21 protein-coding genes are annotated in these 24985 nt (G+C 44.0%); 14 read left to right on the top strand and 7 right to left on the bottom strand.

Translation table 11 applies throughout. The features are described from left to right. The first annotated feature begins 2 nt into the window (after nt 1-2). Nucleotides 3-386, top strand: a complete 384-nt coding sequence (locus OV592_RS16670; RefSeq protein ID WP_406609353.1) for a VOC family protein — start codon at nt 3-5, stop codon at nt 384-386. A 55-nt stretch (nt 387-441) separates the two neighbouring features. Here OV592_RS16670 and OV592_RS16665 read toward each other — a convergent pair whose 3' ends face one another. Further along, on the bottom strand, nt 442-1206 hold the full coding sequence (locus tag OV592_RS16665; RefSeq protein ID WP_406609352.1) for an SDR family NAD(P)-dependent oxidoreductase: 765 nt from the start codon (nt 1204-1206) through the stop codon (nt 442-444). A gap of 107 nt (nt 1207-1313) precedes the next feature. On the opposite strand from OV592_RS16665, the gene OV592_RS16660 reads away from it, so the two are divergent. The 4 genes from OV592_RS16660 (at nt 1314) to OV592_RS16645 (ending at nt 6008) form a co-directional block, all read left to right on the top strand. Then, the gene (locus OV592_RS16660; protein WP_152780087.1) at nt 1314-1649 is read left to right on the top strand and encodes a helix-turn-helix domain-containing protein; all 336 of its coding nucleotides are present in this window, start codon (nt 1314-1316) and stop codon (nt 1647-1649) included. A 70-nt stretch (nt 1650-1719) separates the two neighbouring features. Continuing rightward, complete coding sequence (gene phrB / locus OV592_RS16655) at nt 1720-3165, top strand: deoxyribodipyrimidine photo-lyase (protein ID WP_406609351.1); 1446 nt, start codon at nt 1720-1722, stop codon at nt 3163-3165. Between the two features lie 60 nt (nt 3166-3225). Next, on the top strand, nt 3226-5619 hold the full coding sequence (locus OV592_RS16650; RefSeq protein ID WP_406609350.1) for a heavy metal translocating P-type ATPase: 2394 nt from the start codon (nt 3226-3228) through the stop codon (nt 5617-5619). Continuing rightward, nucleotides 5619-6008: a MerR family DNA-binding protein gene (locus tag OV592_RS16645; RefSeq protein ID WP_406609349.1), complete on the top strand. Its 390-nt coding sequence runs from the start codon at nt 5619-5621 to the stop codon at nt 6006-6008. Before OV592_RS16650 ends, OV592_RS16645 begins: the two co-directional genes overlap by 1 nt. Nucleotides 6009-6043: 35 nt before the next feature. Here the strand turns inward: OV592_RS16645 and OV592_RS16640 are convergent, their stop codons facing one another. Beyond that, nucleotides 6044-6934 (bottom strand): LysR family transcriptional regulator, encoded by an 891-nt coding sequence (locus OV592_RS16640; protein ID WP_406609348.1) that lies wholly within the window; start codon nt 6932-6934, stop codon nt 6044-6046. Nucleotides 6935-7052: 118 nt separating this feature from the next. On the opposite strand from OV592_RS16640, the gene OV592_RS16635 reads away from it, so the two are divergent. Then, nucleotides 7053-8114 carry a linear amide C-N hydrolase gene (locus OV592_RS16635; RefSeq protein ID WP_406609347.1) on the top strand — a complete coding sequence of 354 codons (1062 nt, stop codon included), beginning with the start codon at nt 7053-7055 and terminating at the stop codon, nt 8112-8114. A gap of 130 nt (nt 8115-8244) precedes the next feature. Then, nucleotides 8245-9021 carry a hypothetical protein gene (locus OV592_RS16630; protein ID WP_406609346.1) on the top strand — a complete coding sequence of 259 codons (777 nt, stop codon included), beginning with the start codon at nt 8245-8247 and terminating at the stop codon, nt 9019-9021. 27 nt (nt 9022-9048) lie between these two features. Here the strand turns inward: OV592_RS16630 and OV592_RS16625 are convergent, their stop codons facing one another. Both OV592_RS16625 and OV592_RS16620 read right to left on the bottom strand, forming a co-directional pair. Then, nucleotides 9049-9327: a hypothetical protein gene (locus tag OV592_RS16625; protein ID WP_016400363.1), complete on the bottom strand. Its 279-nt coding sequence runs from the start codon at nt 9325-9327 to the stop codon at nt 9049-9051. A gap of 6 nt (nt 9328-9333) precedes the next feature. Beyond that, on the bottom strand, nt 9334-9615 hold the full coding sequence (locus OV592_RS16620) for a pyrimidine/purine nucleoside phosphorylase (protein ID WP_016400362.1): 282 nt from the start codon (nt 9613-9615) through the stop codon (nt 9334-9336). A gap of 87 nt (nt 9616-9702) precedes the next feature. On the opposite strand from OV592_RS16620, the gene OV592_RS16615 reads away from it, so the two are divergent. From OV592_RS16615 to OV592_RS16605, 3 genes are all read left to right on the top strand, one after another. Next, complete coding sequence (locus OV592_RS16615; protein WP_016400361.1) at nt 9703-9960, top strand: DUF3820 family protein; 258 nt, start codon at nt 9703-9705, stop codon at nt 9958-9960. A 275-nt stretch (nt 9961-10235) separates the two neighbouring features. Continuing rightward, nucleotides 10236-10448 (top strand): cold-shock protein, encoded by a 213-nt coding sequence (locus OV592_RS16610; protein WP_016400359.1) that lies wholly within the window; start codon nt 10236-10238, stop codon nt 10446-10448. A 268-nt stretch (nt 10449-10716) separates the two neighbouring features. Then, a complete protein-coding gene (locus OV592_RS16605; protein ID WP_406609345.1) occupies nt 10717-11199 on the top strand; it encodes a DUF2390 domain-containing protein in 483 nt (160 codons plus the stop codon). A 140-nt stretch (nt 11200-11339) separates the two neighbouring features. Here OV592_RS16605 and OV592_RS16600 read toward each other — a convergent pair whose 3' ends face one another. Both OV592_RS16600 and OV592_RS16595 read right to left on the bottom strand, forming a co-directional pair. Continuing rightward, nucleotides 11340-13133: an ABC transporter ATP-binding protein gene (locus OV592_RS16600; RefSeq protein ID WP_406609344.1), complete on the bottom strand. Its 1794-nt coding sequence runs from the start codon at nt 13131-13133 to the stop codon at nt 11340-11342. A gap of 125 nt (nt 13134-13258) precedes the next feature. Beyond that, a complete protein-coding gene (locus tag OV592_RS16595; RefSeq protein ID WP_406609343.1) occupies nt 13259-14602 on the bottom strand; it encodes a DEAD/DEAH box helicase in 1344 nt (447 codons plus the stop codon). Nucleotides 14603-14881: 279 nt separating this feature from the next. Here OV592_RS16595 and OV592_RS16590 point away from each other — a divergent pair, with 279 nt between their 5' ends. Continuing rightward, nucleotides 14882-17803: an HD domain-containing phosphohydrolase gene (locus tag OV592_RS16590; protein WP_406609342.1), complete on the top strand. Its 2922-nt coding sequence runs from the start codon at nt 14882-14884 to the stop codon at nt 17801-17803. A gap of 120 nt (nt 17804-17923) precedes the next feature. Here OV592_RS16590 and OV592_RS16585 read toward each other — a convergent pair whose 3' ends face one another. Further along, nucleotides 17924-19168, bottom strand: coding sequence for a diguanylate cyclase (locus OV592_RS16585; RefSeq protein WP_016400354.1), 1245 nt, complete (start codon nt 19166-19168; stop codon nt 17924-17926). 248 nt (nt 19169-19416) lie between these two features. Here OV592_RS16585 and OV592_RS16580 point away from each other — a divergent pair, with 248 nt between their 5' ends. From OV592_RS16580 to OV592_RS16570, 3 genes are all read left to right on the top strand, one after another. After that, nucleotides 19417-20043, top strand: coding sequence for a LysE family transporter (locus tag OV592_RS16580; protein ID WP_406609341.1), 627 nt, complete (start codon nt 19417-19419; stop codon nt 20041-20043). Nucleotides 20044-20071: 28 nt separating this feature from the next. After that, on the top strand, nt 20072-23938 hold the full coding sequence (locus tag OV592_RS16575) for a DUF748 domain-containing protein (protein WP_406609340.1): 3867 nt from the start codon (nt 20072-20074) through the stop codon (nt 23936-23938). 65 nt (nt 23939-24003) lie between these two features. After that, on the top strand, nt 24004-24690 hold the full coding sequence (locus tag OV592_RS16570; RefSeq protein WP_406609339.1) for a TIGR01621 family pseudouridine synthase: 687 nt from the start codon (nt 24004-24006) through the stop codon (nt 24688-24690). Nucleotides 24691-24985 lie beyond the last annotated feature (295 nt).

Genomic DNA, 24985 nt, shown 5'->3' with positions numbered 1-24985 from the left:
CCATGTTTAAGGCTTTTCATCATGTGGCGATAATCTGCTCCAACTATGCCCGTTCAAAACACTTTTATTGTGAGTTATTGGGCCTTCAAGTAATTGCTGAGCACTACCGAGAACAGCGAGATTCTTATAAATTGGATTTAGCCTTGCCCAGCGGCGAACAAATAGAGTTGTTTTCTTTTGCTAATGCACCTGCAAGGCCAAGTTACCCAGAGGCGCAAGGTTTGCGCCACTTAGCGTTTGTTGTGGAAGATGTAGAGCAAACGGCTGCTTTGTTAATAGCAAAAGGGATAGAGCTGGAGCCGGTAAGAATTGACCCTTATACCGGCAAAAAATTCACCTTCTTTAGTGACCCAGACGGCCTGCCTTTAGAGCTGTATCAACAATAGCTGTACCTTTAGCCACAGCCACAGCCACAGCTATTGTTGAATGCCCAGCAGTAGTTTAGTTTCTCCCGGCCATTACTCCGCCGTCTACATCCCAAATTGCTCCTGTTACCCAATCTGCTTTATCACTGAGTAAAAAGCTTACGGTGTTAGCTACATCCTCTACTTGGCCAATCCGACCAATTGGATGAAAGCCATCAAAAGAGGCTAGACTCTCATCTAAGGCTTCCGGCTCAATAAAAGCGTGGTAAATAGGGGTTTTAACTACCGCGGGCGCAACAGCGTTAACTCGAATCTTGTGTTCGGCTAATTCCATCGCTAGGTGTTGAGTTAGTGCATGTAATCCTGCTTTGGCCATTGAATAAGCCGAAGATGGGGTCGCTTTAATCGCTTGCTGGGCCCACATCGAGCCGATGTTTACAATACTACCGCCTTGATGTTTTATCATGTTTTTCGCCACGGCTTGGGTAATGAAAAACAAGGCTTGGTTAAGCTGCATGTATTGTTGGTAGTCGCTTTCGCTGTGTTGCAAAAAGGCAGTGGGCTTAAAGTAGCCAGCAGCATTCACTAGTTGCTTGATGGCACCAAAATTACTAATTTTTTGTTGTAGCTCGGCGACTTGTTCTGGCTGATATAAATCAAACTGCCAAGTGATAACCTCACCTAATGATGATAGCTCTTGCTTTGCTTTAGCCAGCTTTTGTAGCGAACGCCCAACAAGAATAACTGCTTTTTCTTTTGCTAAAAGCTGCTTGGCTGTGGCGTACCCAATTCCACTAGAACCACCAATAATTAAGCTATAAGACTGAGTAGGTTGTGTCATGATAAATCCTTTACAAGTGTTTGAGTTCAGGCTCATCTTATGGAACATTGAGTTATCAAGAAAAGTAGGCACAAACCAGTACCCTAGGTACTTTTGAGTACATCTTAATGAAAAATAAAGAATTATTATTTTCCCGAAAATCGGCACCTGAACGTAGTGCTCGTATGGTTGAAACTATTTATGGCTGTAAATGGTCGTTAACGGTGTATCAATTATTGGCAAATGGAATAAATCGTCCCGGAGAAATGGTGCGCAATGTGGAGGGTTTATCAACAAAAGTACTTAATGAATGCCTGCGAAAGAATCTCGAGTTTGGCATCTTACAGCGAATTGAATATGCAGAAGTGCCACCGCGAGTAGAGTATCAAGTGACGGCATTTGGCGATAAGTTCTTACGCATACTAGAGCAACTTGAAGAGCTGCAGCAAGAATTGGCTCAGTAGCTTAATTAATTGATCCCTTTAGCTTTTAGCTACGTTATAAGCAAGTTGACAAGATTATTATAGGTAGCCAATGAGCACGCAATTACTGTGGTTTAGAAACGATTTACGCAGCAAAGATAACCAAGCACTAAGCGCTGCGGTGGCTAGCGGAAAAGCCGTGTTAGCAGTGTATACGTTATGCAGTAAACAATGGCAGCAGCATGATTTAGCACCGATTCAAGCCGAGCTTATTCTGCGTCGCTTAACTCAATTACGCGAAGACTTAGCCGCGCTTAATATCCCTTTGTTGGTGCTTGAGTTAGAGGGCTACCAGCAGGTGCCAGAAAGTTTGATATCACTATGTCAGCAATACCAAATCACAGAGGTTTATTGCCATTATCAATACGAGCTAAACGAACAGCGCCGTGATCAAGCTGTTGAACAGGCTTTAAGCCAGCAAGCTATTGGCTTTCATCGTTACCACGGAGAATGCATAGTTCGGCCTGGGCAGGTGCTTACAAAAAGTGGCGAGAACTTTAAAGTATTCACTCCCTTTCGTAAGGCCTGGTTAGCAAGTTTAAGTGAGCAATCTTATAGCCCCTTAGGCAGCCCTAAAGCGATAGACAAATCCTTACTTAATGAGCAGTTGTTGAGCTTACTTAATCAACCGCAAACGATTAACTGTAATTACCCACGAGTAGATAGCAGTGCTTGGAGTTGCCAAGACCAACAAATCATTCAACAGCTGCGCGATTTTAGCACCAGCAAGGCCAATGATTATCACGATTTGCGTGACATGCCAGCGCTAAATGCAACCAGTAAACTATCGGCTTATTTAGCCTTGGGCATGCTGTCTGCGCGGCAATGTTTAGCCAGAATCCATCTAGACCATGCCGAGGCAATTGCCAGCCAGCATGGCGGAGCGTTTACTTGGTTAAGTGAGATTATTTGGCGGGAGTTTTATCGCCATTTAATGGCGGTTAATCCTCAGTTGTGCAAAGGCAGCGCTTACTTAACATGGACCGAATCGGTGGCATGGCAAGATGATGAGCACTTACTTAAGGCTTGGCAGCAAGGTAAAACCGGTTACCCAATTGTTGATGCCGCCATGTTGCAACTTAAACAAACTGGCTGGATGCACAATCGTCTGCGCATGGTGGTTGCCAGCTTTTTAACTAAAGATTTATTACTTAGCTGGCGTGACGGTGAGCGTTGGTTTATGCAGCATTTAATTGATGGTGATTTTGCTTCTAACAATGGTGGCTGGCAATGGGCAGCGTCTACTGGCACTGATGCTCAGCCTTATTTCCGTATCTTTAATCCGACAACCCAGGCACAGCGATTTGACCCGGATGGCGAGTTTGTTCGTGCTTGGTTGCCAGAACTGGCTAACATTCCTGGCAAGCATGCACATACGCCGCATACTTGGGCCAATAAACATGGGGTGTCTTTAAACTATCCCTTACCAGTGGTAGATCATGCAGTGCAGCGCAAGCAAGCTTTGCATTTATTCGAACAAGCAAAAAACAAGGCTTGACCTTCCTCTTACGGGAGGGTTGACACTATACTCCAAGTGCTAATGCTGTTGGAGTAGAAAATGACAGACTCGCTAGTCTTCCCCTTACAAGGTTTACGTTGTGCTGGCTGTGTTCGAAAGGTTGAAAAAATCATTTCGGAACATCCCGATGTAAGCGATGCATCGGTTAATTTGGCCTTAAATCAAGTTAGGCTTGATACCTCCAGCCCTGGTGCATTGCCGCAACTTCGTAAACAGTTAAGTGAGCAAGGTTTTGATATTCCTTTTGTTCGTCACTGTTGGCAAATAGAAGGGCTAAACTGCGCAAGCTGTGTGAGTAAGTTAGAATCCGCTTTAGCCAAGCAACAAGGCATCGATAAAGTAAGTGTTAACTTAGCTTTAAATCAGCTCAGCTTTGAGCTCTTACCAGATACACAAACTTTAGCTCAAGTGAAAAAAACGCTGGCTAGCAATGGTTTTAGCGTTAAACAAAGCACCGCAAGCTCCCAGCCTAGTGCCAAACAAGTCATACCTTGGCGTTTGTTATTCAGCATAGCCTTGTCAATTCCATTAGTCATGCCAATGATATTTAGCAGTTTGACGCTTCCCGCCCTGTGGCAGTTTCTGCTGGCCACGCCAGTGCAATTTTATGCGGGTTTTGCCTTTTATAAAGGCGCTTGGCAGGCCTTAAAGCAAGGCTCTAGCACCATGGATACCTTGGTGGTTATGGGCACCAGTACCGCGTACTTCTACAGTATTTACCTGTGGATGAATGGCCAAACCGGGCATTTATATTTTGAGGCAGCTGCGGTCATCATCAGCTTAATTTTGCTGGGCAAATATTTAGAAACACGCGCCAAACAACAAGCGGCTAAAAGCATTGCCGATTTAGTGAAGCTAAGCCCGCAACGTGCTTTAAAGCTGGATGCTAAAGGCATTGGTGAAGAAGTTGATGTAAGCGAGCTGTTGGTGGGCGATGTTATTTTGGTTAAACCAGGTGAGCAATTAGCAGCCGACGGCCAAGTAAGCTGGGGTAGCAGTGAAGTATCGGAAGCAGTGATTACCGGAGAAAGCCTGCCCTTACAAAAGGAAGTAGGGGACTCGGTGCTTGCGGGCAGCTTAAACGGTTCGGGTTTGCTGCAAGTTACTGTAAGCGCCGAGAATCGAAACAGCACGCTAAGTAAAATTATTCAGCTGGTAAGCGAAGCGCAATCGGGTAAAGCGCCCATTCAAGGTTTAGTCGATAAAATTAGCCACTATTTTGTGCCAGTGGTGTTGATAATTGCCTTGGCGAGTCTGCTAGTTTGGACAATCTACGGCGATGTTAATCAGGGTCTTATTGCTGCTGTGTCGGTGTTGGTAATTGCCTGCCCTTGTGCCTTAGGTTTGGCTACGCCAACGGCTTTGGTGGCTGGCACCGGCAGAGGCGCAAAGCTTGGGATTTTGTATCGTAATATTCAAGCCTTAGAACTTAGTCATAAAGTAAGCGATGTAGTATTTGATAAAACAGGTACCTTAACTCAAGGTAAACCGAGCTTGGTAAAAAGCTTTAGCAGCAGCAAACTAAACCAGCAAGAGCTGGTAACCCTAGCCGCGAGCGCTCAGCAAGGCAGCCAACATCCCTTAGCGAGTGCCTTGCTTAAAGCAGCCGAAGGCACGCCTTTACAGCCTTTACACTACTTTAATAGTTACCCAGGATTAGGCATAGAAGCTCAGTTAAGCAACGATAGCGGCTCTGAGCAGCGAGTATTTTTAGGAAATCAGCGCTTTGTGGCTCAGCAGTTAGCCGACAAGCTTATTGAACCTTTCTCTGCAGAACTACAAACGCAAGCTGAACAATGGCTGCAACAGGGGTTTACCGTTGTATATGTCGCAACAACCAAGGAGTTACTTGGTCTATTGGCGTTTAAAGACGTAATTCGCCCTAACGCAAAACAAGCGGTGAGTTCGCTGCAAAACCTAAATCTAAGGATTCATTTATTAAGTGGTGACGCTAAGCCGGTTACTAAAGCCTTTGCTAAACAAGTCAACATTAAACACTGGCAAGCTGAGTTACTGCCAGCGCAAAAGCTAGAACAGATAGGCAAACTGCAGGCGCAACATTCCACTGTTATGATGGTGGGTGATGGGGTTAACGACGCGCCTGCCTTAGCGCAAGCTGAGGTAGGCATTGCCATGGGTGGAGGCAGTGATATTGCCCTTAATAGCGCCGATGTGGTGTTGATGCGAGATGATCCTTTATTGATTGCTCAAGCCGTTGCGCTTGCCAAGCAAACTTGGCGAACCCTTCAGCAAAATTTGTTTTGGGCTTTTATATACAACGTAATTGGTATTCCTATCGCAGCGATGGGCTTGCTTAACCCAGCTTTTGCTGGGGCGGCCATGGCCTTAAGTTCGGTGTGTGTGGTAAGTAATGCAGTGCGACTTAATTATTGGCAAAGCCCAATTAAAGCACTAAAGCAGGAGCAGCAGTAATGTTTAAAATTGGAGAAGTGGCCAAGCTAAGCGGTCTGTCGGTAAAAACGGTTCGCTACTACCACGATGTTGGTTTGGTTAAAGCCATAAAAGCCGACAATGGTTACCGTTATTATCGCCAAGAGCAAGTCACTCATTTACGCTTTTTAGGCAATTGCCGAGATCTTGGTTTTAGCTTATTACAAAGCCAGCAGCTCTTGTCGTTGTATGTAGATAAGCAGCGCTGCGCCAGCGAAGTAAAGGCCATAGCCACCGAACACCTCACCGAGATTGAGCAACGTATCGAGCAGCTGCAGCAACTACAGCAAAGCTTAACCAGCATGGTGAATTGCTGTCGCGGTGATGCTCGTCCAGATTGTCCGATAATCGATGGCTTAGCGGCTAGCTAAAGTAATTTTCTCCAATAGCGCTGTTAGCGTTTAATCTAACATGTATGTTTAAACCAACTGCCAACCACGTCGATAATGTCTTGCTGCCACGGTTTTTTAAGGGCGCTTGAGGGGTAGAGTAAAACGTAACCAAGCCTTCCCGATTGCAATGCAAAATCAAGATCTAAAGGAACTAGTTCTGCGTGATGTTTTTCAACCATGTTGGTGGGGAGTAGGGCAAATCCCTCTAACTCAAGAAGCTTAACTAGGGCCGTAGCTTCACTCACCGAGCTCGTTTGCGATGAAATAAGGGTTTGTTGGCCAAACATGCTTTGTTCAAGATCTTCCAACACAAACTGTCGATGAAGCTGTAGTTCTGGTAACGATACCTGCTGCTTGTTAGCAAGCGGAGAGTGTTTATGAGCGTAATAGTTAAACTCTGGATAACCCAGATTGATGAAGCTTACTCCTGTATCTGGATGCAGAGCCCCTTGGTTTAGCGTGATGCAAAAATCAGCTTGTCCTTCTACCAATAGCGCTAATGCCATTTTTCGGGATCGTGACAGCCAATTGATTACCGTCATTGGGTGTTGAGAGCGAATTGCATGGTCCATTTGCTGTATTGCCGTGCTCGAAATGGAGGAGTCATGACAAATGGATATTTGTGTTTTATCGCCTAAATGTAGGCTATCGGTGGCAGATTCGAGGGCATTCATTTGATAAATGATCAGCCTAGCGGCGCGCACTAAGCTTTCCCCTTGCTCTGTCAACTTGGGGGCTTTTCCTTCTCTCTCAAAGAGAGCTATTCCCCAATCTATTTCAAGATCTGCTACTTGTCGATGCAGGGTAGAGCGGTCCTTATTTAGTTTTCTTGCTGCTTTACTAAATGCCCCTTCTTCAGCAACGGCAACAAATGCACTTAGTTGATCAAATGATGCTCTCGGCACACTTAGCTCCTCATCGACATCTTACTTATGTTGCATATTATACAACGTAGGTGATTTTATTTGTTGTGATTGGGTGGTTAAAGTCTTTTCAATATCGGAATGATTAAAAGGCGACAAAATGATAAGTAGCAAAAGCAAATTAATGGTAGCCCTGTTGGCTGCGTCGGCAGTTACTGCAATAGCAACTACGGCCGAGGCTTGTTCTCGAATTATTTGGGAGACCGAAAACCACGGGGTATTTGTGAGCCGTACGATGGATTGGATGGAAGAGAATCAACCGACCATAGAAGTTCGTCATTCAGGGCAGACTTACAAGGGGCATAGCAGTGAGCTAGGTAAAACTTGGACGTCTAAGTACGCCTCAATTGGCATGACACTAAATGGTATCGGAATTGTTGATGGGTTTAATGAGGTTGGCTTTTCTGCTAATGGCTTGTTCTTAGACGAAGAATCGGCAGGTGATTTAGAGGGCGAATTAGCGCAGGTTTCAAATGCGGTGTTTGTGGCTTATTTACTGGATAACTTTGCGACTGTTGAAGAAGCTTTAGAAAATATCAATGAGATTGAGATTCAACAGTTTTCGCACAATGGTCATTCGATGCGTGGTCATTATTCTATTCAGGACAAAAATGGCGATTCTGCAATTCTTGAATTTGTTGATGAGGGCTGGAAAATTTATCACGGCAAGCAGTATGACGTAATGACTAATAGCCCTACATTCCAGCAGCATCTTACCAACTGGAGTGAAGCTCAACCAGCCTCTGAAGACGTGATAGATGGCGAATACCCAATACCAGGAAATATAAACTCTGCGCAGCGCTTTGTTTGGAACAAGTATATGAAATCTCAGCTAAAAGAGCCTACGAGTTACACAAACGGCTTGGCTAAGCTAGATAGCGTTACTTATAAAATCCCATTAGATGCCGCTAATCGCCCAGATGCAGCAGGTGTAATGCGTGGGTATGCAACTATTTACTCTGTGGGCTACAACCTTGATCAAAAAGTGATGCAAATTCGCTATCAATTTGGTGACGTTTACACCCATTTCTTTGTTGATTTTGACAAACTGAATGACGGTAAAAATTACCACCTTGCCGCAGATAGCCCCGATTTATTTGGCGATGTGACGGGACAGTTTACCCAAAATAACGGTGTTATGGCGCACTACGCTACTCACTAATCCAGTCCTTTATTTGATTAGATACTGCGAAAAGTTTCGCGACTTGTTTCGGGGTTTCTATGACAGCAATTCTCTAGAAGTTCGCAAACCTATACAGGAGGCGTTTTCGCCTCCTTTCTTGGATAGTAAAATGACGTCAAAATACTTGGTACTGTTTGTATCACTCTCACTTTTTTCTTTAAATTCTTTCTCTGAAACCATCGATAAAGAGATTGATCCTTCAGACCTCACAAGGGTTTACACTCAAGCCGCACTCATGGTGAGTGGTAATAGTAATGTTATGCCTGTCGGCATGATTTCCGGTGGATACAATAATGGTCATCAATTCGCCCTGCTTGCTGAAGCAAAATTTGGTAAGAGTGGAGAGAATGCTGACAATGAGTTTGGCTTAGAATATGGCTCTTCTCGTTTTCAATATTTTCAGGTTGCTGATACCGGCTCAACCTTTATGCCAAGAGCAGGTCTCTCTGCTGACTATATCAATGTGCGCTCTGCCAGTATTAAGTCTGATTTACTCGCATTGGGTGGGGTTGCAGCAATAAATCAGCAGTTCACACCTGGGTTTATGTTATTCCCGATGGCAGGTTATGTTTTTGGGAACATGGATATTAACGGCATTAAAGAAGATGTGGATGGCGTTAACCTATCTATCGCGGCATCTATTCCAATTGGAGCCAATGGTGCATTTATGATGATTTGGCCTGAATACAGAAAGGTGAGCGGGAACAGCATTAAAACTGAGAATGTATCAACAAAACTGATCCTTAACTCACCTTTAACCAATGACCGGAAATGGTGGATAAATACCCGTATTGAATTAGACAATTCACAGTTGAAGCTTGGCGAAGATAGCTTAGTAAAGCAGCGAAATTCTGATGTATATATGGGGATTAGATATTTTTTCTAGTTTAGCCAAATGATACAGGTTAAAGGTTTAACTGCGTCGCAGTCTAACCACCTTCATTATCTCAAACTCAAAGCCGGCTCGCAGTTGGTGGCTGGGGTAGTAGCTAAGATTAACCCGTGCACCTTTTAAGTCTTGGTAGCGTTGCTTGCGTTTGTAAACAAAGGGTACGTCGTAGCCCGCTATCATTAGGGTATGTAAGATCCAGTCACCTTCTTCGCGTTGCACATGGGAGGCAACTTTCACATCTTCAGAATGGATTAGCGCTGGGCGCTTTTTGAGTAAGGTTTCTGGATCTTTTTTAAGCATTGTTAACTAGCCGTAAACACAAAGGTAAGCTGTTTCGGTTGGTACTTTTAGCTGAAACTTAGCATTGCCGGGTACGTTGAATTGTTGGCCGTCTTTAAAGCTTACCCATTCTGTTTCACCCGGAAGTTTAACAATCAACTCGCCAGCAACAACAACCATTAACTCAGGCTCAGCTGTACCAAATTCGTATTCACCTACAGCCATAACACCTACAGATGATGGCTTATCCTTGCCTGAAAACCCGATTGATTTTACTTGGCCGTCAAAGTACTCGTTGCTCTTTAACATCACATTTCCTTGTTTGAATCGATTGTGCAAAAACGCAGGCTAGCATAATGTTAGGCTATTTGGATCGACTAATGAGTTATTTGCACAATGAATGAACAGTTTCTATCGGCAAATGAGCCCTTTGATAAAACCTTATTGCTGAAGGTTGCCCGCCACAAAATGCCCTTTGGAAAATACGCTGGTCGAGAAATTATTCGCCTTCCCGAAGAGTACCTACTTTGGTTTGCCAACAACGATGGTTTTCCTAATGGAGAATTAGGTCAATTAATGGCATTAGCCCTTGAAATTCAAATAGCTGGCTTAGAAAAGATCATCTGGCCACTTATCGATACAAAACATCAATAACTTTCCTTGTTAACTGGTTGTTTTTCGTTCATCTCTTTGCTAGCGTGTTATTTCTAAATGCTTTTGTTCAGAACTTTAATCAAAATTTAACAGTTTATTGACGGTTTAGGGCTGATCTTATTGAGTATTTAGTAGAGAATGTAAAACGCTTTAGCAATGCTTGTTGATAGTCCAAAGTTTTTCCTGGTTCTAAATTTTTTAGGTGTGGTTAAATTTTTGTCGCTGGCTTGCCTAGCAAATACGTTAAATTGCACTTGGAATATGAGAGGACGATAATGTCAGGTCAGGGATTATCAGGAACCGTTAAATGGTTCAACGATGAAAAAGGTTTTGGTTTTATTGCACAAGAGAAAGGTCCGGACGTTTTTGTTCACTTTCGCGCTATCAACGGTAACGGTCGCCGTACCTTAACTGAAGGTCAAGCGGTAACGTTTGATGTTGTTCAAGGCCAAAAAGGCCCGCAAGCTGAAAACGTAACTGCCCTATAAACAACGCAGTTGTCTGTTTCAGTTAAAACGCTATCACTTAGATAGCGTTTTTTTTTGTTTACAGATACGACTAAGGTTGAATACTTATTGTATTGTCAGCTAGTTAGCTGCTTTGTTAATCTGATCCAGGGTCTGTTGACCTTTCGAACAAAGTTAATCGCGAAAGATCAACAGACCCTCGTAACAAATTGAAAGATTTTATAGCTGTTCAGGTCTGTGTAGGGCGATCAATTTCGACCATATTCATTTTAAAAGGATAGGTTAGACCGTGATTTCAAAATCTTGTTTGGTGCCAGAGATGCAAACTATTGCCGATAGTTTTTGGCATTATTCGGAGCAGGTTTATTCAAGACCTGAAGTGAAGAAACTGTGTTTATGGTTACAAGAGCAACACACCCGTAATGTAAACCTGCTGCTTTGGTTGAGCTTTTGCCAACAGCAACGCTGGACAGTTAATTTAGAGCTATTGCTCAGCCAAATTAATAATAGCGAACAGAAAATTACTGAGTTCCGCCGTTACCGGAAAAAGATGAAGCCCTACCTGAGTGAAACTCAATACCATCTATTACTCAAACATGAACTAAAGCTTGAGCGTCGCCAGCAGCAATTGTTAGTACTCAGCCAGCAGCGCCACCCCGGGCGACAAACTGCTGACGTAGCCCTGACTAACTATCTTAATCAGGCTGAGGCTTCCGCCCAGTACTTAGCAACAATGAACTTAGTCACTCTGGATGGCAAGCTGCATAGTTAAGACTAATTCGCGTAACTAGATTGAGGCTTCCGCCCAGTACTTAGCTGCTATATATTTAGTCGCAACGAACTTAGCCATTCTGGATGGCAAGCTGCATAGTTAAGACTAATTGGCGTAACTATGCAGTTACAGCCCAGTACTTAGCTCTGATGTTGGTACAAGGTTTTGTATAAGCCAGTTTGTTCAATTAGCTGCTGATGTTCACCTACTTGGCTAATGGCGCCATCATCTAATACATAAATTAGATCGGCTTGTTTAATTGCACTTAAACGGTGAGCAATAATTAGTGTTGTTCGCTGGTCTAAAAAGCCTTGCAGGTTACGATGCAGTTTGGCTTCGGTATCTGTATCTAAAGCCGAGGTGGCTTCATCTAATACCACTACTTGCGGTTTAGCCAAGATCATTCGGGCTATCGCTAGACGCTGTTTTTGTCCTCCCGAAAGTCTTACCCCACTTCTGCCCACTATTGTGTCTAAGGTGTCTGGCAGTTTTTCAATGGTTGTTTGTAGCTCGGCAATAGCCAAGGCTTGCCACAGCTCATCATCACTGTGTTGGCGACCCATGTTGAGGTTTTCTCTAACCGTAGTATTAAACAGTATCGGCTGTTGTAATACTGTGGAGATATTACTGCGGATGGTGGAATAACCAACTTTTTCAATCGGGGCTTTATCTAACAAGATTTGGCCACTGTCTTTTTGGTATAGCCCCAGCAGCAGGTTCACCAAGGTAGATTTACCGCCGCCACTTACCGACACTACAGCGACTTTTTTACCTGCTGGCAGCGTTAGGCTAATGTCTTTTAGTACTGGGGATTCTACTGAGTAACTAAAGTTGACGTTCTTGAATTCAATGTCAAAGTTCTGTTGTTTAGCAAAGGGGTCTACTTCGCAAGGGTAGTGAGGTTCTTGTTTTAGCTCAAATAGTTGATTCAAGCGCGCTAACGCTGCGTTGGCGCTAAAGTAGCTGTATTGAATGCTTAATATTTCTTGCACTGGTCCCATCATAAACCACAAGTAGCCAAATACCGCGAAGATTTGCCCTACGGTTAAATCAGAAAAAACCACCATTAACATGGCTATTGCGCGAAACACCTCGAAGCCAACAAGGAAGATGGTGAAGCTAAGGCGGTTTACTGCATCGGTCTTCCAATGCGAGGCAATGGCGTGATCTTTTAGCTCGCCAGCGGCGCTAATTACTCGCGAAAAGTAATGGCCTTCTCGCTGAGTTGCTCGCAGCTGTTGAATGCTGTCTAAGGTTTCAATTAAGGCAAGTTGAAAGGCTTCAAAGGCGGCATTCTCTTTTTTCTTTAGCTCTTTTACATGGCTGCCGAAAGAGCGCGAGAAATAGATAACAGCTGGGTTGAGCAGCAAAATAATTAAGCCTAGTTGCCAATCAATCCACAGCAAAATAACTGCCGTACCAACAATGGTGAGCAAGGCTACTAAAAACTTGGACAGGCTTTCGCTAATAAATTTATCTAGGGTTTCTACATCGGTAATGCAACGGGCGCTTATGCCACCTGAGCCCTGAGTTTCGTATTCACGTAGTTCAACCTTGGGCAAGTGTTCGACCAAGCGTTGGCGGATCAAAAAGCTAATCTTCTTACCAATGAAGGTGAATTGCCTAGCCTGCAATACACCAATCACTAGTGATGATAAACGTAAACAAACCACCACCAATAAAATAGTAAGAATATAACCAGTGGCGGTATGCCAGCCTTCGGGAAGTACTTGTTGAAGTACAGATATGGCTTTGCCTGGTTTTTCTAACAATACCTCGTCAACCAACAAAGGCATCATAAGTGGGATGGGTACACTCACTAAGGTAGCCAAAATGGCAATAAGGTGAGCGTAAACCAAGGGCTTTTTATAGTGGAAAATTTGTTGGCGAATGGTTGCCCAAGTAAAGGCCGCCGAGGAGACGTTTGAATGCATAATCTAAATAAGAATCTTTTTCATCTGTAATTTGGCAAGTCTACGGAGACTGAGATAAAAAAGCTAGAGGCTGCAAGCATTCTGGCTTGCAGCTAATTTGGCAAGTTGCTGTAAGACGCTAAGCCTTATTCTTCGCTAGTATCAATATCGCTGGCTTTTTGCGCCTTTTTCTGGCGAATAATAGGTGCATCGCCCATTTCGGTGCCGGCAGCAAAGGTTTTGTTGGTTTTCACCTTAGGTTTGCTGGTCTTCGCTTTTTTCTGGGTCTTCGCTTTTTGGGGATTTTTACTAAAGCTAGGCTTGGCATATTTAGGGCGTAAACCTTTAAATTTAGCGGCTAGACCCTCTAGGCTTATAAACTCAACTTTTTGCTCCAATAGTGCTTCTAGGGTTTTGAAGCTATACCAGTCTTTTGGTCCAACCAAGGAATAGGCTTGCCCAAGATTGCCTGCTCGGCCAGTTCGGCCAATGCGGTGCACATATTCTTCTACATGCTTAGGCATATCGAAGTTAATCACATGAGAGACTTGCACAATATCCAGGCCGCGTGAGGCAAGGTCGGTGGTAAATAATACCTTTTGGTGACCACGGCTAAATTCATCCATGATTTTGTTGCGCGCACCTTGGCTTAAATCGGCATTTAAGGCTGAACAGCTGATACCTTGCTCGGTAAAAGCGTCGGCAAGGCGCTGGGTATCGGCTCGTGTTGCAGTAAACACAATGGCTTGATTTACAGTGTCTTGTTTAAGTATCTCAGCAAGTTGTGCTTGTTTATGGTCGAGGTGATCACTTAGCAAAAACTGCTGATTAATGTCTTGATGCTGGGTAAAGCTAAAACCTACCGCTATGCGCTCGGGTTCATTGAGCAACTCAAGGGCGAACGAGTTAATGGCTGCATCATCTAAGGTGGCCGAGAACATTAAGGTTTGACGCTTACGGTGGTTCGCCGCTTTGTTCACAAAGTTAAGTTGCTCGGCAAAACCTAAATCTAACATTCGGTCGGCTTCGTCGAGGATTAGTAACTCAAGCCCGTCTAAAAACAAATGGCGCTTACTAAGGTGGTCGGCTAGGCGACCTGGCGTTGCTACGACAACCTGTGGATCTTTACGTAGCAACTTACTTTGGTCGTTAAAGTTTTCTCCGCCGGTGATAAGGCAAGCACGTGTTTGTGTATTGGCAATAAGTAAACGCAGCTGAGCAAATACTTGCTTAGCCAGCTCACGAGTGGGGGTTAAAATTAGCGTGCGTGCATCGCGCTTAGAGAGAGCTCGCGTTTTTAGCATACGCTGCATGGCTGGCAGCAAGTACGCTAGGGTTTTACCTGAACCTGTTTTAGATGATGCCAGTAGATCTTTGCCTACCATTGCCGCGGGAATTGCCCGAGCTTGGATCTCGGTGGTTTCACTAAAGCCAAGGTGCTCAATGGTTTTATTTAGGCGGGGATCTAAGCCCAGTTCAGTAAACTGCAAGTTGTAACTCTCTTCAAATGTATGTGATTGAGATTATAACCGTAAATGCTCTGGCTCACATTAAGGATTAGAGCTTTATTGAATTACTTAACCAACAATTCAGTTTTTTTGCGAAAAAAATGTAAGCAGTGATGAAAATGTTTACTTCATTAGCTAATTTATCCTTAGTTATTGATTTATAGCATAACAGTTTAAAAAACAGGCACTTTTACTTGCTTAAGCGGGGTTGCCTTGCCATAGTTGAAAGCTGCAAGGATTAGCTTTAGCAAAGGATTGATAATGGCTGGTATTTCCGAAAAAGCGGCAAGTACGAAGCGGCGATTTTCGTTTCATATTCATCTCGTCAGTGTGATGATTTTAATGCTGATTACCAGTGGCCTGGTGATTGGCACTCTTAACTATTTTCATACCAGTGATATTGTTGCCGAGAATCAAGCTAGGGCCTTAGAGCAAGTAGGTCGCGCCACTGTCTCTGAGCTGGAAGGCGTAATGTTTCCAGCACAAAATTTTGTACATAGCTTGGCTGCTATGAATCTTACAATGGCTCAGCTTAACAACAGCCAACGTAGCTGGTTGCCAATGCTGTATTCAAGCTTAAGCCAACAGCGCGGATTATCAGCTGTTTATATGGGCTATGCCAATGGCGATTTCTACCTAGTTCGCCCCTTAGATACCTTAGAAAAACGTCAGCAAGTGAGCGCCCCAATCGGCTCGGTTGTATTAGTTACAAAGATCGTTAATGGATATTCTAGTAACGTATTTTACGATAATGAATTGAGACCGCTTCGTGACCAAATAGATCGCAATTATCAGTTAGATCCACGTGAGCGCCCTTGGTACAAATTGGCCATTAATAGCCCCTCAATTGTTGCCACCGATCCCTATGTTTTTTACACCACCAAGGAAGTGGGGGTGACTTTTGCTCATGCCAATAAGCAGCGCAACATGGTAGTGGGTGCAGATCTTACCTTAGCCAGTGTTTCTAAAAGCTTAGGTAAAAATAAGCTTAGCGAATCCTCGTTACTGGTGATGTTTAACAGTGACTATTCGGTACTGGCACACCAGCAATCCTCGTGGATAGCAGATAACCTACAAGTCACCGAAGAAGAAGTTATTTTACCGCGTTTAGATAAACAAAATTTAGGGGTTCTTTCTCAGTTCTCTGATCATTCTGGAGCTGTTGATGGCGGCAGCTTTATTATTAACGGTGAGCATGAAGATTGGATTGGTCAAATTATTGAGCTTACCTTAGAGGTCAATGCCGATAGGGAAAACGTAAAAATAGATAAACTGTTTTTAGGGCTGGCTTCACCTGAGGACGAAATATTGATGGATGCTCGAGCTGCCCGCGATCAATCGGTTGTTTTTAGTATATTCATTGTGCTGGTTTCAATACCTATTGCTTGGTATGTGTCGCGCTTAGTGGCTAAACCGTTACGTGAGTTAATGAATCAGAATGAAGCCATTATGGCCTTTGATTTTGATGCCACTAAGCAAGTTAACTCGGTGGTTTTAGAGGTTCATCAACTAAGCCGAATTACGGAGCAGCTGAAGAAAACCATTAAACAGTTTTCTGATGTCTCCACCATGCTCGGTGAAGAAGATAACTTTGGTCGCTTGCTCGATAAAAGTGTGCAAGAAATGCAAACCATATTAGACATGGAACAAGGCGCTATTTGGCTGAAGAATGATCAATTGTTCGAGCTGCAAACCAAAGCTCTTGAGGGCATGCAGCTGCCACAAACCTTTACTTATGCCGATACTTTAACTCAGCCTTTGGTTAAGTATTTACTCGACACCACCACCAGTTCAACCACCAAGTTTACCAGCCTAGATTACCAAGGTAAGCCGCTCAACTTGGTCGTATCTCCGTTGATCAATCGAGAAAACAAACTAGTGGGCATGATTGCAACATTTAGCCATCATCAAGCCAATGTCTCGCCACGTGTATTGTCGTTTATTGATGCCTTAAGTAGCGTGGTGACTATCGCCATTGAAAATCGTCATTTAATCGAATCACAAAAGAACTTATTGGAATCCTTCATCAAGCTTACCGCTGGAGCGATTGATGCCAAATCTCCCTATACAGGTGGCCATTGCCAACGCGTTCCAGAGCTCACTAAGATGTTAGCCAATGCAGCGGTAGAGCAGCAGCACGGAGTATTTGCCGACTTCTCGATGAATGAAGCGCAATGGGAAGAGTTGTACATCGCCAGTTGGTTACATGACTGCGGTAAAGTTACCACCCCCGAATACGTAGTGGATAAAGCCACCAAGTTAGAAACCATTTACGATCGAATTCATGAAGTTCGTATGCGCTTTGAAGTACTTAAACGAGATGCTCAGTTGAGCTACTGGCAGCAGGTAGCAGGTGGGCTGCCGGAGCAAGAGCAAGAAACTTTGCAAGCCCAATTAGAACAGCAGTTAGCCACCTTAGATGAAGAGTTTGCCTTTGTGGCAAAATCTAATATTGGTGGTGAGTTTATGGGCGCTGAAGATATTGAGCGTTTGCATCAAATTGGCCTACGAACTTGGCAACGCACCATTGATGATAGTCTTGGTTTATCCCATATGGAGCTCGATCGTCGCGCTTCGAAAAGTACTCATTTACCGGCTACTGAAAAGCTCTTGGATGATAAACCAGAGCATATTATTTATCGTCGCGAAGATGAGAAGATTGATGCCGATAACCCTTGGGGCTTCAAACTTAAGGTACCCGAGTATAAATACAACCGTGGTGAACTTTATAACTTAAGCATTGCGCGTGGCACGCTTAGCGAAGAAGAACGCTACAAAATTAACGACCATATTGTGCAAACCATTATTATGTTGGAGAAACTACCGTTCCCTCATCACTTAAGAAGAGTGCCAGAAATTGCCGGAGGACATCATGAGAAAATGGATGGTACTGGCTACCCGAAACAGCTTACCAAAGAGCAAATGCCTACCACTGCTCGAATGATGGCGGTGGCAGATATTTTTGAAGCCTTAACGGCAGTGGATAGGCCTTATAAAAAAGGTAAGAGCTTGAGTCAGTCGCTGAAAATTATGCGCTTCATGTGTGATGACAAACATATTGATGCCGACATATTCAGGCTATTTTTACACTCGGGGATTTACTTAGAGTACGCTAAAACGTTCTTAAAACCGGAACAGATAGATGAGATAGACATAAACGACTACTTGCCCGATCAAGCTTAGGTTTTCTCACCATTTATAATGAGTTAGTAAAAAGGGTGCTTAGCTTATTTAGCCTGCACCCTTTTTTGTTCTTCATATGCACTAACAGCGACAACACTCGGCAGCTAGTTAATACTGGGGCTAATCTCCAACGACAATATTGCGCCCGGCATCTTTTGCGTTATATAGCAGCTCGTCTGCTCGGTTGAGCTGCGCATCTAAATGTTCTTCAAGGTTATTGGTCACACCGATGCTAACGCTTATCGACAGTGGGGTATCGTTGTAAATAAATTCTGTGGTTGCTACTTGCTCACGAAATGCATCTAACAGTTGGTAGGCTTGTTCATTGTTTAGTCCCGCCATCGCCACACTAAATTCTTCGCCACCGGTACGGGCAAACAAAAAGTTAGACAGGCCTGATTTCATTAAGCTAGAGAAATGAATGAGTACTGCGTCACCTGCTTCATGGCCGTATTGGTCGTTAAACTTTTTGAAGTGGTCAATATCGAGTACTGCTACCGCAAGTTGAGAGTTTTTGTCCTCGGCTTTTTGGTGCAGTTTACGGCCGTGTTTAATAAAGAATCGGCGATTAGGAATCGCGGTTAGATAGTCTTGGTAAGCGGCTTTTTCAAGCTTTTCTACCAAGGCTAAAGTATGCAGGCTATGATTGACTCGACATTGAAACTCCTCAATAGAGAAGGGTTTGTGTAAGTAGTCGTTAGCCCCATTTTTAATGAACTTACTCGATACAGTCGCATTATCGGCAGAGGATAAACCTAGAATGCTTATTCGTCGTTGACCCATTTCGTGGCGCACTTTTTGAACCAGTTGGAAGCCATCCATATTTGGCATTTGATAGTCACTAATTAGCAACTTAATATCCGGGTCATCTTGTAAGTGCTTAAAAGCTTCCTGTCCGTCGTTCGCTTCAATTACTTGAAATAGGTGACGTTTTAGTAATCCACAGATATGTTTCCTAGCTAGCTCCGAGTCTTCGGCAACCAATACTTTGGTATTTTGGTTTAGGTAGAGTTGATTTAAGGTATCAAAGGCCAGTTCGTAGGAGTAACGTCCTTCTTTTAGCACATAGTCAACCACACCTTTTATAATTAACAGGGACTGGGTTTGTTCATCAAAGGAGCCTGAAAGCACCACTGTTGGAATTTTGTTTTCCAATAGATAATCAACCAGTTCACCGTTTGGCGCATCGGGTAAGTTAAAATCCGCCAGCGCGGCAAAAAAGCTACTTGGGTCGGCGCTGTAAATCTGCTTCGCTTGTTCTAAGCTAGAGGCAAAAATCGGCTCAAGATGGTTTAAACGTGAAGACAAATGGCGGAGAATTTTTAGTACTGTTGGGCTGTCTTCTACTATAAGAATTTTCTGCATAGCTTGCTTTCCTAAAAACTCACTTGATTATTGTGCTTTGGGTCAAATAAAACTGAATTTTGAAAAACTAATATAACAAAATAACTGTTTGATGCAGCGCAGTTTTTTAAATAAGTAATAACAAAAACTTACTAAGCTTTATTGTTTTATACCTACTAAATACAATTGTAGATGGATTTATGGCTGCTGGTTTTGTTTAATCAATCAGACGTGAATATTGTCACTGATCGTTTCTTTAAGGAGATAGCGTGTACTGGGCTGAATTTTTAACCGTGGTTGTGGTGCATTTGTTAGCCGTGGCTTCGCCGGGGCCAGACCTAGCAGTAGTGCTAAAAAATAGTATTTCCCTTGGTCGTAGAGCCGCTATTTTTACCTCCCTTGGTGTAGGTTGTGGGATTATGGTTCATGTGATTTATTCGGTGCTGGGAATCGGCTTAATCATCTCTCAATCGATTTGGTTGTTTAACGTGATTAAATGGCTAGGCGCTGCTTATTTGATTTGGATTGGTATTCAAGGCTTGCGAGCTAAGCGTCGTGATGCCGCAGATATTGAAGTCGATACGGGCCTTAGGCTTAGCGATAAAAGTGCCTTTTTAAGTGGTTTTATGACTAATGGCTTAAACCCTAAAGCGACCTTGTTTTTCTTGTCTTTATTTACGGTAGTTATTAGCCCAACCACGCCAATGCTGGTGCAGTTAGGCTATGGTTTATATATGGTTTTTGCTACAGCCTTATGGTTTGCCATGATCTCCTGGTTGTTTAGTACTGCCCGAGTTCGCCGTAAGTTTTTGCAGGTAGGACACTGGTTTGATCGCAGTATGGGTTTTGTTTTAGTGAGTTTGGGAATTCGTTTGCTTTTTAGTAGTCGAAACTAATAAGCATCATCAAAGACGCGGGAGATCTATGAAGGCAGCCATAAGGATAGGGCAAATAAAAATGCGCTGGCAGCAGGCTACAGCTTGGCAAAAAGCTGGGGTGTATTTTGTAATAGTCTTTATGCTTTATGTTGTGCTGTCACTAAGCTTGTTACCTTGGGTGATCAAGCAGCAAGTAGAAAAGCAATTTACCGTTCTCACCGGTCACACTGTGACTCTGCAACAAGCAGATTTTCATCCGCTTAAGCTTTCATTAACGCTGCGCCACTTTGCCATTAAAGAGCTTGATGAGCAGCAAACCCAGCCTTTGGCGAGCTTCGAGCGCCTCTATGTCGATTTCACCTTAAGCTCCTTATTCTACTGGAGTTGGAATTTTGAAGCCTTAGAGTTAGACGGTTTGTTTTTCCACCTTAGCCGACTAAAAAATGGTGCACTAAATGTAGACAGTTTGTTTCCTAATACTGGCGAACCACAAGAGGCTGAACCTGAAAATAGTGAACAAGCTAGCGTTCCCCGTTTGCGGGTTAAACAATTTATGTTGCGCAACGCTCAATTAAAGCTGAGTGACTACCTGCCAGAGCAAGCTGTAGATTTCTCTATCTCTGATTTTGATTTATTGCTTAACGACTTTTATACCCAAAGAACCGGTGATGCAGCTAATGCCTATCGTATTGAAGCGCAGGTAGGCGAGCAGGGCCGTTTGGCCTGGAGTGGTGAAGTGGATTTGCCAGCTTCGCAGGTATCGGGTCAATTCTCTTTAGAAGAGTTTCAGCTGCCGCGGGTTTTTGCTTTTTTACGCCCTTATACCGATTTGCGAATCAACCAAGGCGCGGTAACGCTTAGCACTGATTATCTAATTGATTACCAACAACAGTTTCAGTTTATTACCAAACAAGGGCAGTTGAGCATTGAACAATTTGAGCTGAGCGCTCTTGAGGAAACTCGCGCTAAGTTCGAACAGCTCTCGCTTAATAACATTACTTTTGATTTGAACCAGCAACACCTTAGCTTAGGGGATATAGGCCTCAATCAAGGTTTACTTGCTGCCAACTTTGACCAGCACTCTCAACTAGATTGGCTCTCATGGTTTCATTTTGAAAAGCTGGTGGCTGAAACTCAAACTCCTGAAGCTCAAACACTTGAAGCTGGCGAGCAAAGTGATGCTACACCGACGGTTGAGCAGGAAGAACCGGCTACCAGTGAGTCTTCTTGGGTGCTAAGCAACAGCAGCATTAAGGTGAATGACTTTGAACTAAGGCTAGGTGAAGCTTGGTTAGGCAGCACTAAACAGCATCAATTATTGTTACAAGCGCTTAGCCTTAGCGGGTTCTCTAGTGATATGCAGCAAACCACGGAATTAACGCTTGATGCTAGTTTGTACCAGCAGAGTCCACTCAATGCAAAGTTAGCCTTTAGTGGCCCAGAGCAGCGTTTAACTGGTCAAGTAAGCCTTAGCCAACTGGCGCTAACGCAACTTGAAAAATGGTACTCCCCCTTTATTCGCTTAGACATAAACAGTGGGCAACTGGCCTTAAGTAGCGAGTTAGATATGCAGCTGGCAGACAGTTTTGCTCTTACTAGCTCCAAGGGGCGTTTAGCCTTATCGCAAGTTAATCTGGCGGTGCCACAACATCCAGAGAATTTGCATTGGCTGGCGGCCAATGAGGTTGTTGCCGACGGTATAGGTGTCAATCTAACTAAGCAAACTGTTGATATTGAGAGCCTTAGCAGTGAAGCCTTAGAGTTTATTGCCAGCCTCGACGAGCAAGGCAACTTGGACATTATTGAATACCTAGGTTTTGCAGCAAGTGAAAACAGCGAAAACAGCCCAACCGACATCGAGCCTGAGCCGCAAAGCGATCAAACCTTAGAGTCTGAGGCAACTAATCTTGATGAAGCCAATGACGTTTCTTTAGATACGCAAACTAAGCCAGAACTTGCACAAAATGCAGCGGCAGCAGAAGAAGAAACAGACGCTACTACACGTGAAGAGCAAGTGGGGTGGTTGGTTAACATTGCCCAGTTAAGCGCAGCTGATTCACGTTTTAGTTTGAGCGAGATGTATTCTGGGCAAGAGCTTAAACACCAACTAAACGCCCCTTTAATTGAGCTTTCAAATATAAGCTCCGATATGAGTTCTTCGATGACGATAGCCGCCAAGCTGCAAGCCGAGCAGGGAGGGGAGCTCACTATTGATGGGGAAATTGCCCTTGCCAATAAACAAGCTGATTTAACGCTTAACGCAACGCAGTTTGGTTTGGCTTTTTATCAAGCCTACTTGGCGCAATACACTGAGTTAAAACTAGAGTCGGCCAAGTTTAATACCGACATGCAAGTGCAATTAGATTGGCAAGAGCAATTTGGATTGGCTTTAAAAGGCCCGCTCAGCATTGATGAACTGCATTTAAAAGACGCAAGGGCGCAGTCAGATTTACTCAAATGGTCTGAATTCAACCTTAGCCAATTGGATCTAGATACTCGCCAACGCCGCCTTGCTTTGGGTGAGCTTAACTTTATTCAACCCTACTTTTTAATTGAAGTATCAGAAGACTTTTCCACTAATTTGGCGGGGATTGTAAAGTCACCCGAAGAGGGTGAGAGCACCGCAGAACAGCAAACCAAAGAGCTTGACGAACAAGCCAGTGAGCCCGGAGCTGACAGTGATTCAGCCAGTTGGCAAATTAGCATTGCGCAAACGCAGTTTAGCCAAGGCTTGGTCGACTTTGCTGATTACTCCTTAGACCCCAACTTTGCCGCCAAGATTGAAAAGGTAGAGGGTAAAATTGGCAGCTTAACTCAAGACGCTAGCCAGCCTGCCGAAGTGAGCCTAAGCGGTGAAGTGGACGGTTATGCTCCGGTAAGTTTTGCTGGTGAAATTGCCCCTCTTGCTGCTGACCCCGCCTTTGATGCGGCACTAGATTTTAAACACTTGGAACTTACTCGCTTAAATGCCTATTCGGGCACCTATGCAGGCTATGTGATTGAGCGTGGGCAAATGTCTTTAGCCCTGGCTTATAAACTTAAGCAAAGCCAACTACAGGGAAGTAATCAAGTTTACATAGAGCAACTGCAATTAGGGAAACGCACCAATAGTGAGAAGGCTACCTCGCTACCGGTGGAGCTTGCGATTGCGTTACTAGAGGATGACCAAGGCGTGATAGACCTAGGTTTAGAAGTTAGCGGCGATGTTAATGATCCAGACTTTAATGTCGGTGGACTAGTGTTTAAGGCCTTAGGTGGCGCGCTGAAAAAAATCGTTACTTCGCCCTTTGCCTTGATTGGTTCGCTAATTGGTAGTGACGAAACCTTAAATGAAGTGAGTTTTGTTGCTGGCAGTAGCGAGATTGAGCAGCAACAGCTTACTCAGCTAGGCCAATTGGCCGAGGGCTTAAAAAAACGCCCGCAGCTAAAAATTGCTTTAGTTGGCTCCATCGATCCCGCTCAAGATATTCCAGCCCTCAAAAGACAAGCTCTCGCTGAGCAGCTTAATCAACAGGCTAATTTGGATATAGCGCCGCAAGATATCAGTTTAAGTGCAGTACTCGAGAATCGCAGTTTGCGAACTGCTCTTGTTAACTTGGCACAAGTTAACATAGAAGAAGCAAGCCGTAATGAAGACCGACAACAGCTAACCCAAAGCTTACAAGAGCAAGAGCAGCTTAGTCCCGAGCGTTTAAATCAAGAGTTACACAGCTTGTGGTATCAGCGTCTAGTTGACCAACAAACCCTTAATGATGGCGATTTAGAAAGCTTCGCGGAGCAACGAGCGATTGCGGTGAAAGATGTTCTCACCGAACAAAACGAATTAGCCATTGATCGCGCTTTTGTACAGCGCCAAGCGCTCGACAAGCAAAGCGGCAAGATGTTGGTAACCTTAAGCATTATTGCTGATTAATCGCGAAAGCTTGTTTTAAACCTTGTTCGGGCGATAATGTCACAGATTTTGTAAGGAAAAGCAGTATGCAAAAGCTCCTACTCGTGGCCGAACACAGCGATTTTATAGTGGTGAATAAACCCAGCGGTATTAACTTTCATACCGAGTCTGGCGAGTTGGGGCTGGTCGAGTTGGCGCGCCAACAATTTGCCTTAGAGTTATGGCCAGTACATCGTTTAGATAAGCTAACTTCTGGCTTGTTACTGCTAGCCAAAAATAAGTCGGCAGCTGCGCGTTTTCAAGAGCTGTTTAGCCAAGGCTTAGTCAATAAATTCTACTTAGCCTTAGCCTCTAACAAACCTAAAAAGAAACAGGGCTTGATTAAAGGGGATATGCTGAAAGCGCGCAACGGCAGTTGGAAGCTTGGGCATACTAACGATAACCCAGCGATTACCCAGTTTTTTAGCTTTGCGCTGTTACCCAAACGTCGTTTGTTTTTATTAAAACCTCATACTGGGCGTACCCATCAATTGCGGGTTGCCCTTAAAAGTTTAGGCGCGCCAATACTGGGTGATACGCGCTATGGTGGCGAAGCGGCAGAGCGAGGTTATTTGCATGCTTTTGGCCTGCAGTTTAATTGGGGTGAACAGTCTCTTCATTATGCAGCTTTAGATAATCTTGATGGGGATTTTGAGCGTTTTGAAATAGCCGAAAAAATTGCCAGTTTAGCTAAGCCTTGGGAAGTGGCTTTCCCACAACTCAAGCGCAGTTAAGCTAACAGCTCTTGTCGTTTCCTAAGCCTAAAAAAAGAGCCGCATAAAGCGGCTCAAAGCTTAGGGGCTGTTGATCTTTGCTGATGGTTTTTACAGCAATTTATTAGCCATTTAGGCAAGGCAGTGAGTGTGCAGTTAAGTGAGCTTAATAATCACTCGCTAACGCTGAATAAATGGCTAAGAAATGCTGCCCGAAGGGTTCAGATAAGCGAACTTTACTCTTTGTTGAACACTTCTCGCTTAGCCCACTAGGCTTCTAAGTGCTCGCCGCGATTAAAGCCCGCTTATCTCGAAC

The organism is Agarivorans sp. JK6, assembly GCF_045277145.1.
Lineage (GTDB): Bacteria > Pseudomonadota > Gammaproteobacteria > Enterobacterales > Celerinatantimonadaceae > Agarivorans > Agarivorans albus.
The sequence above is the reverse complement of the archived record's forward strand: the minus strand, read 5'-3'. Positions and strand labels throughout refer to the sequence as shown.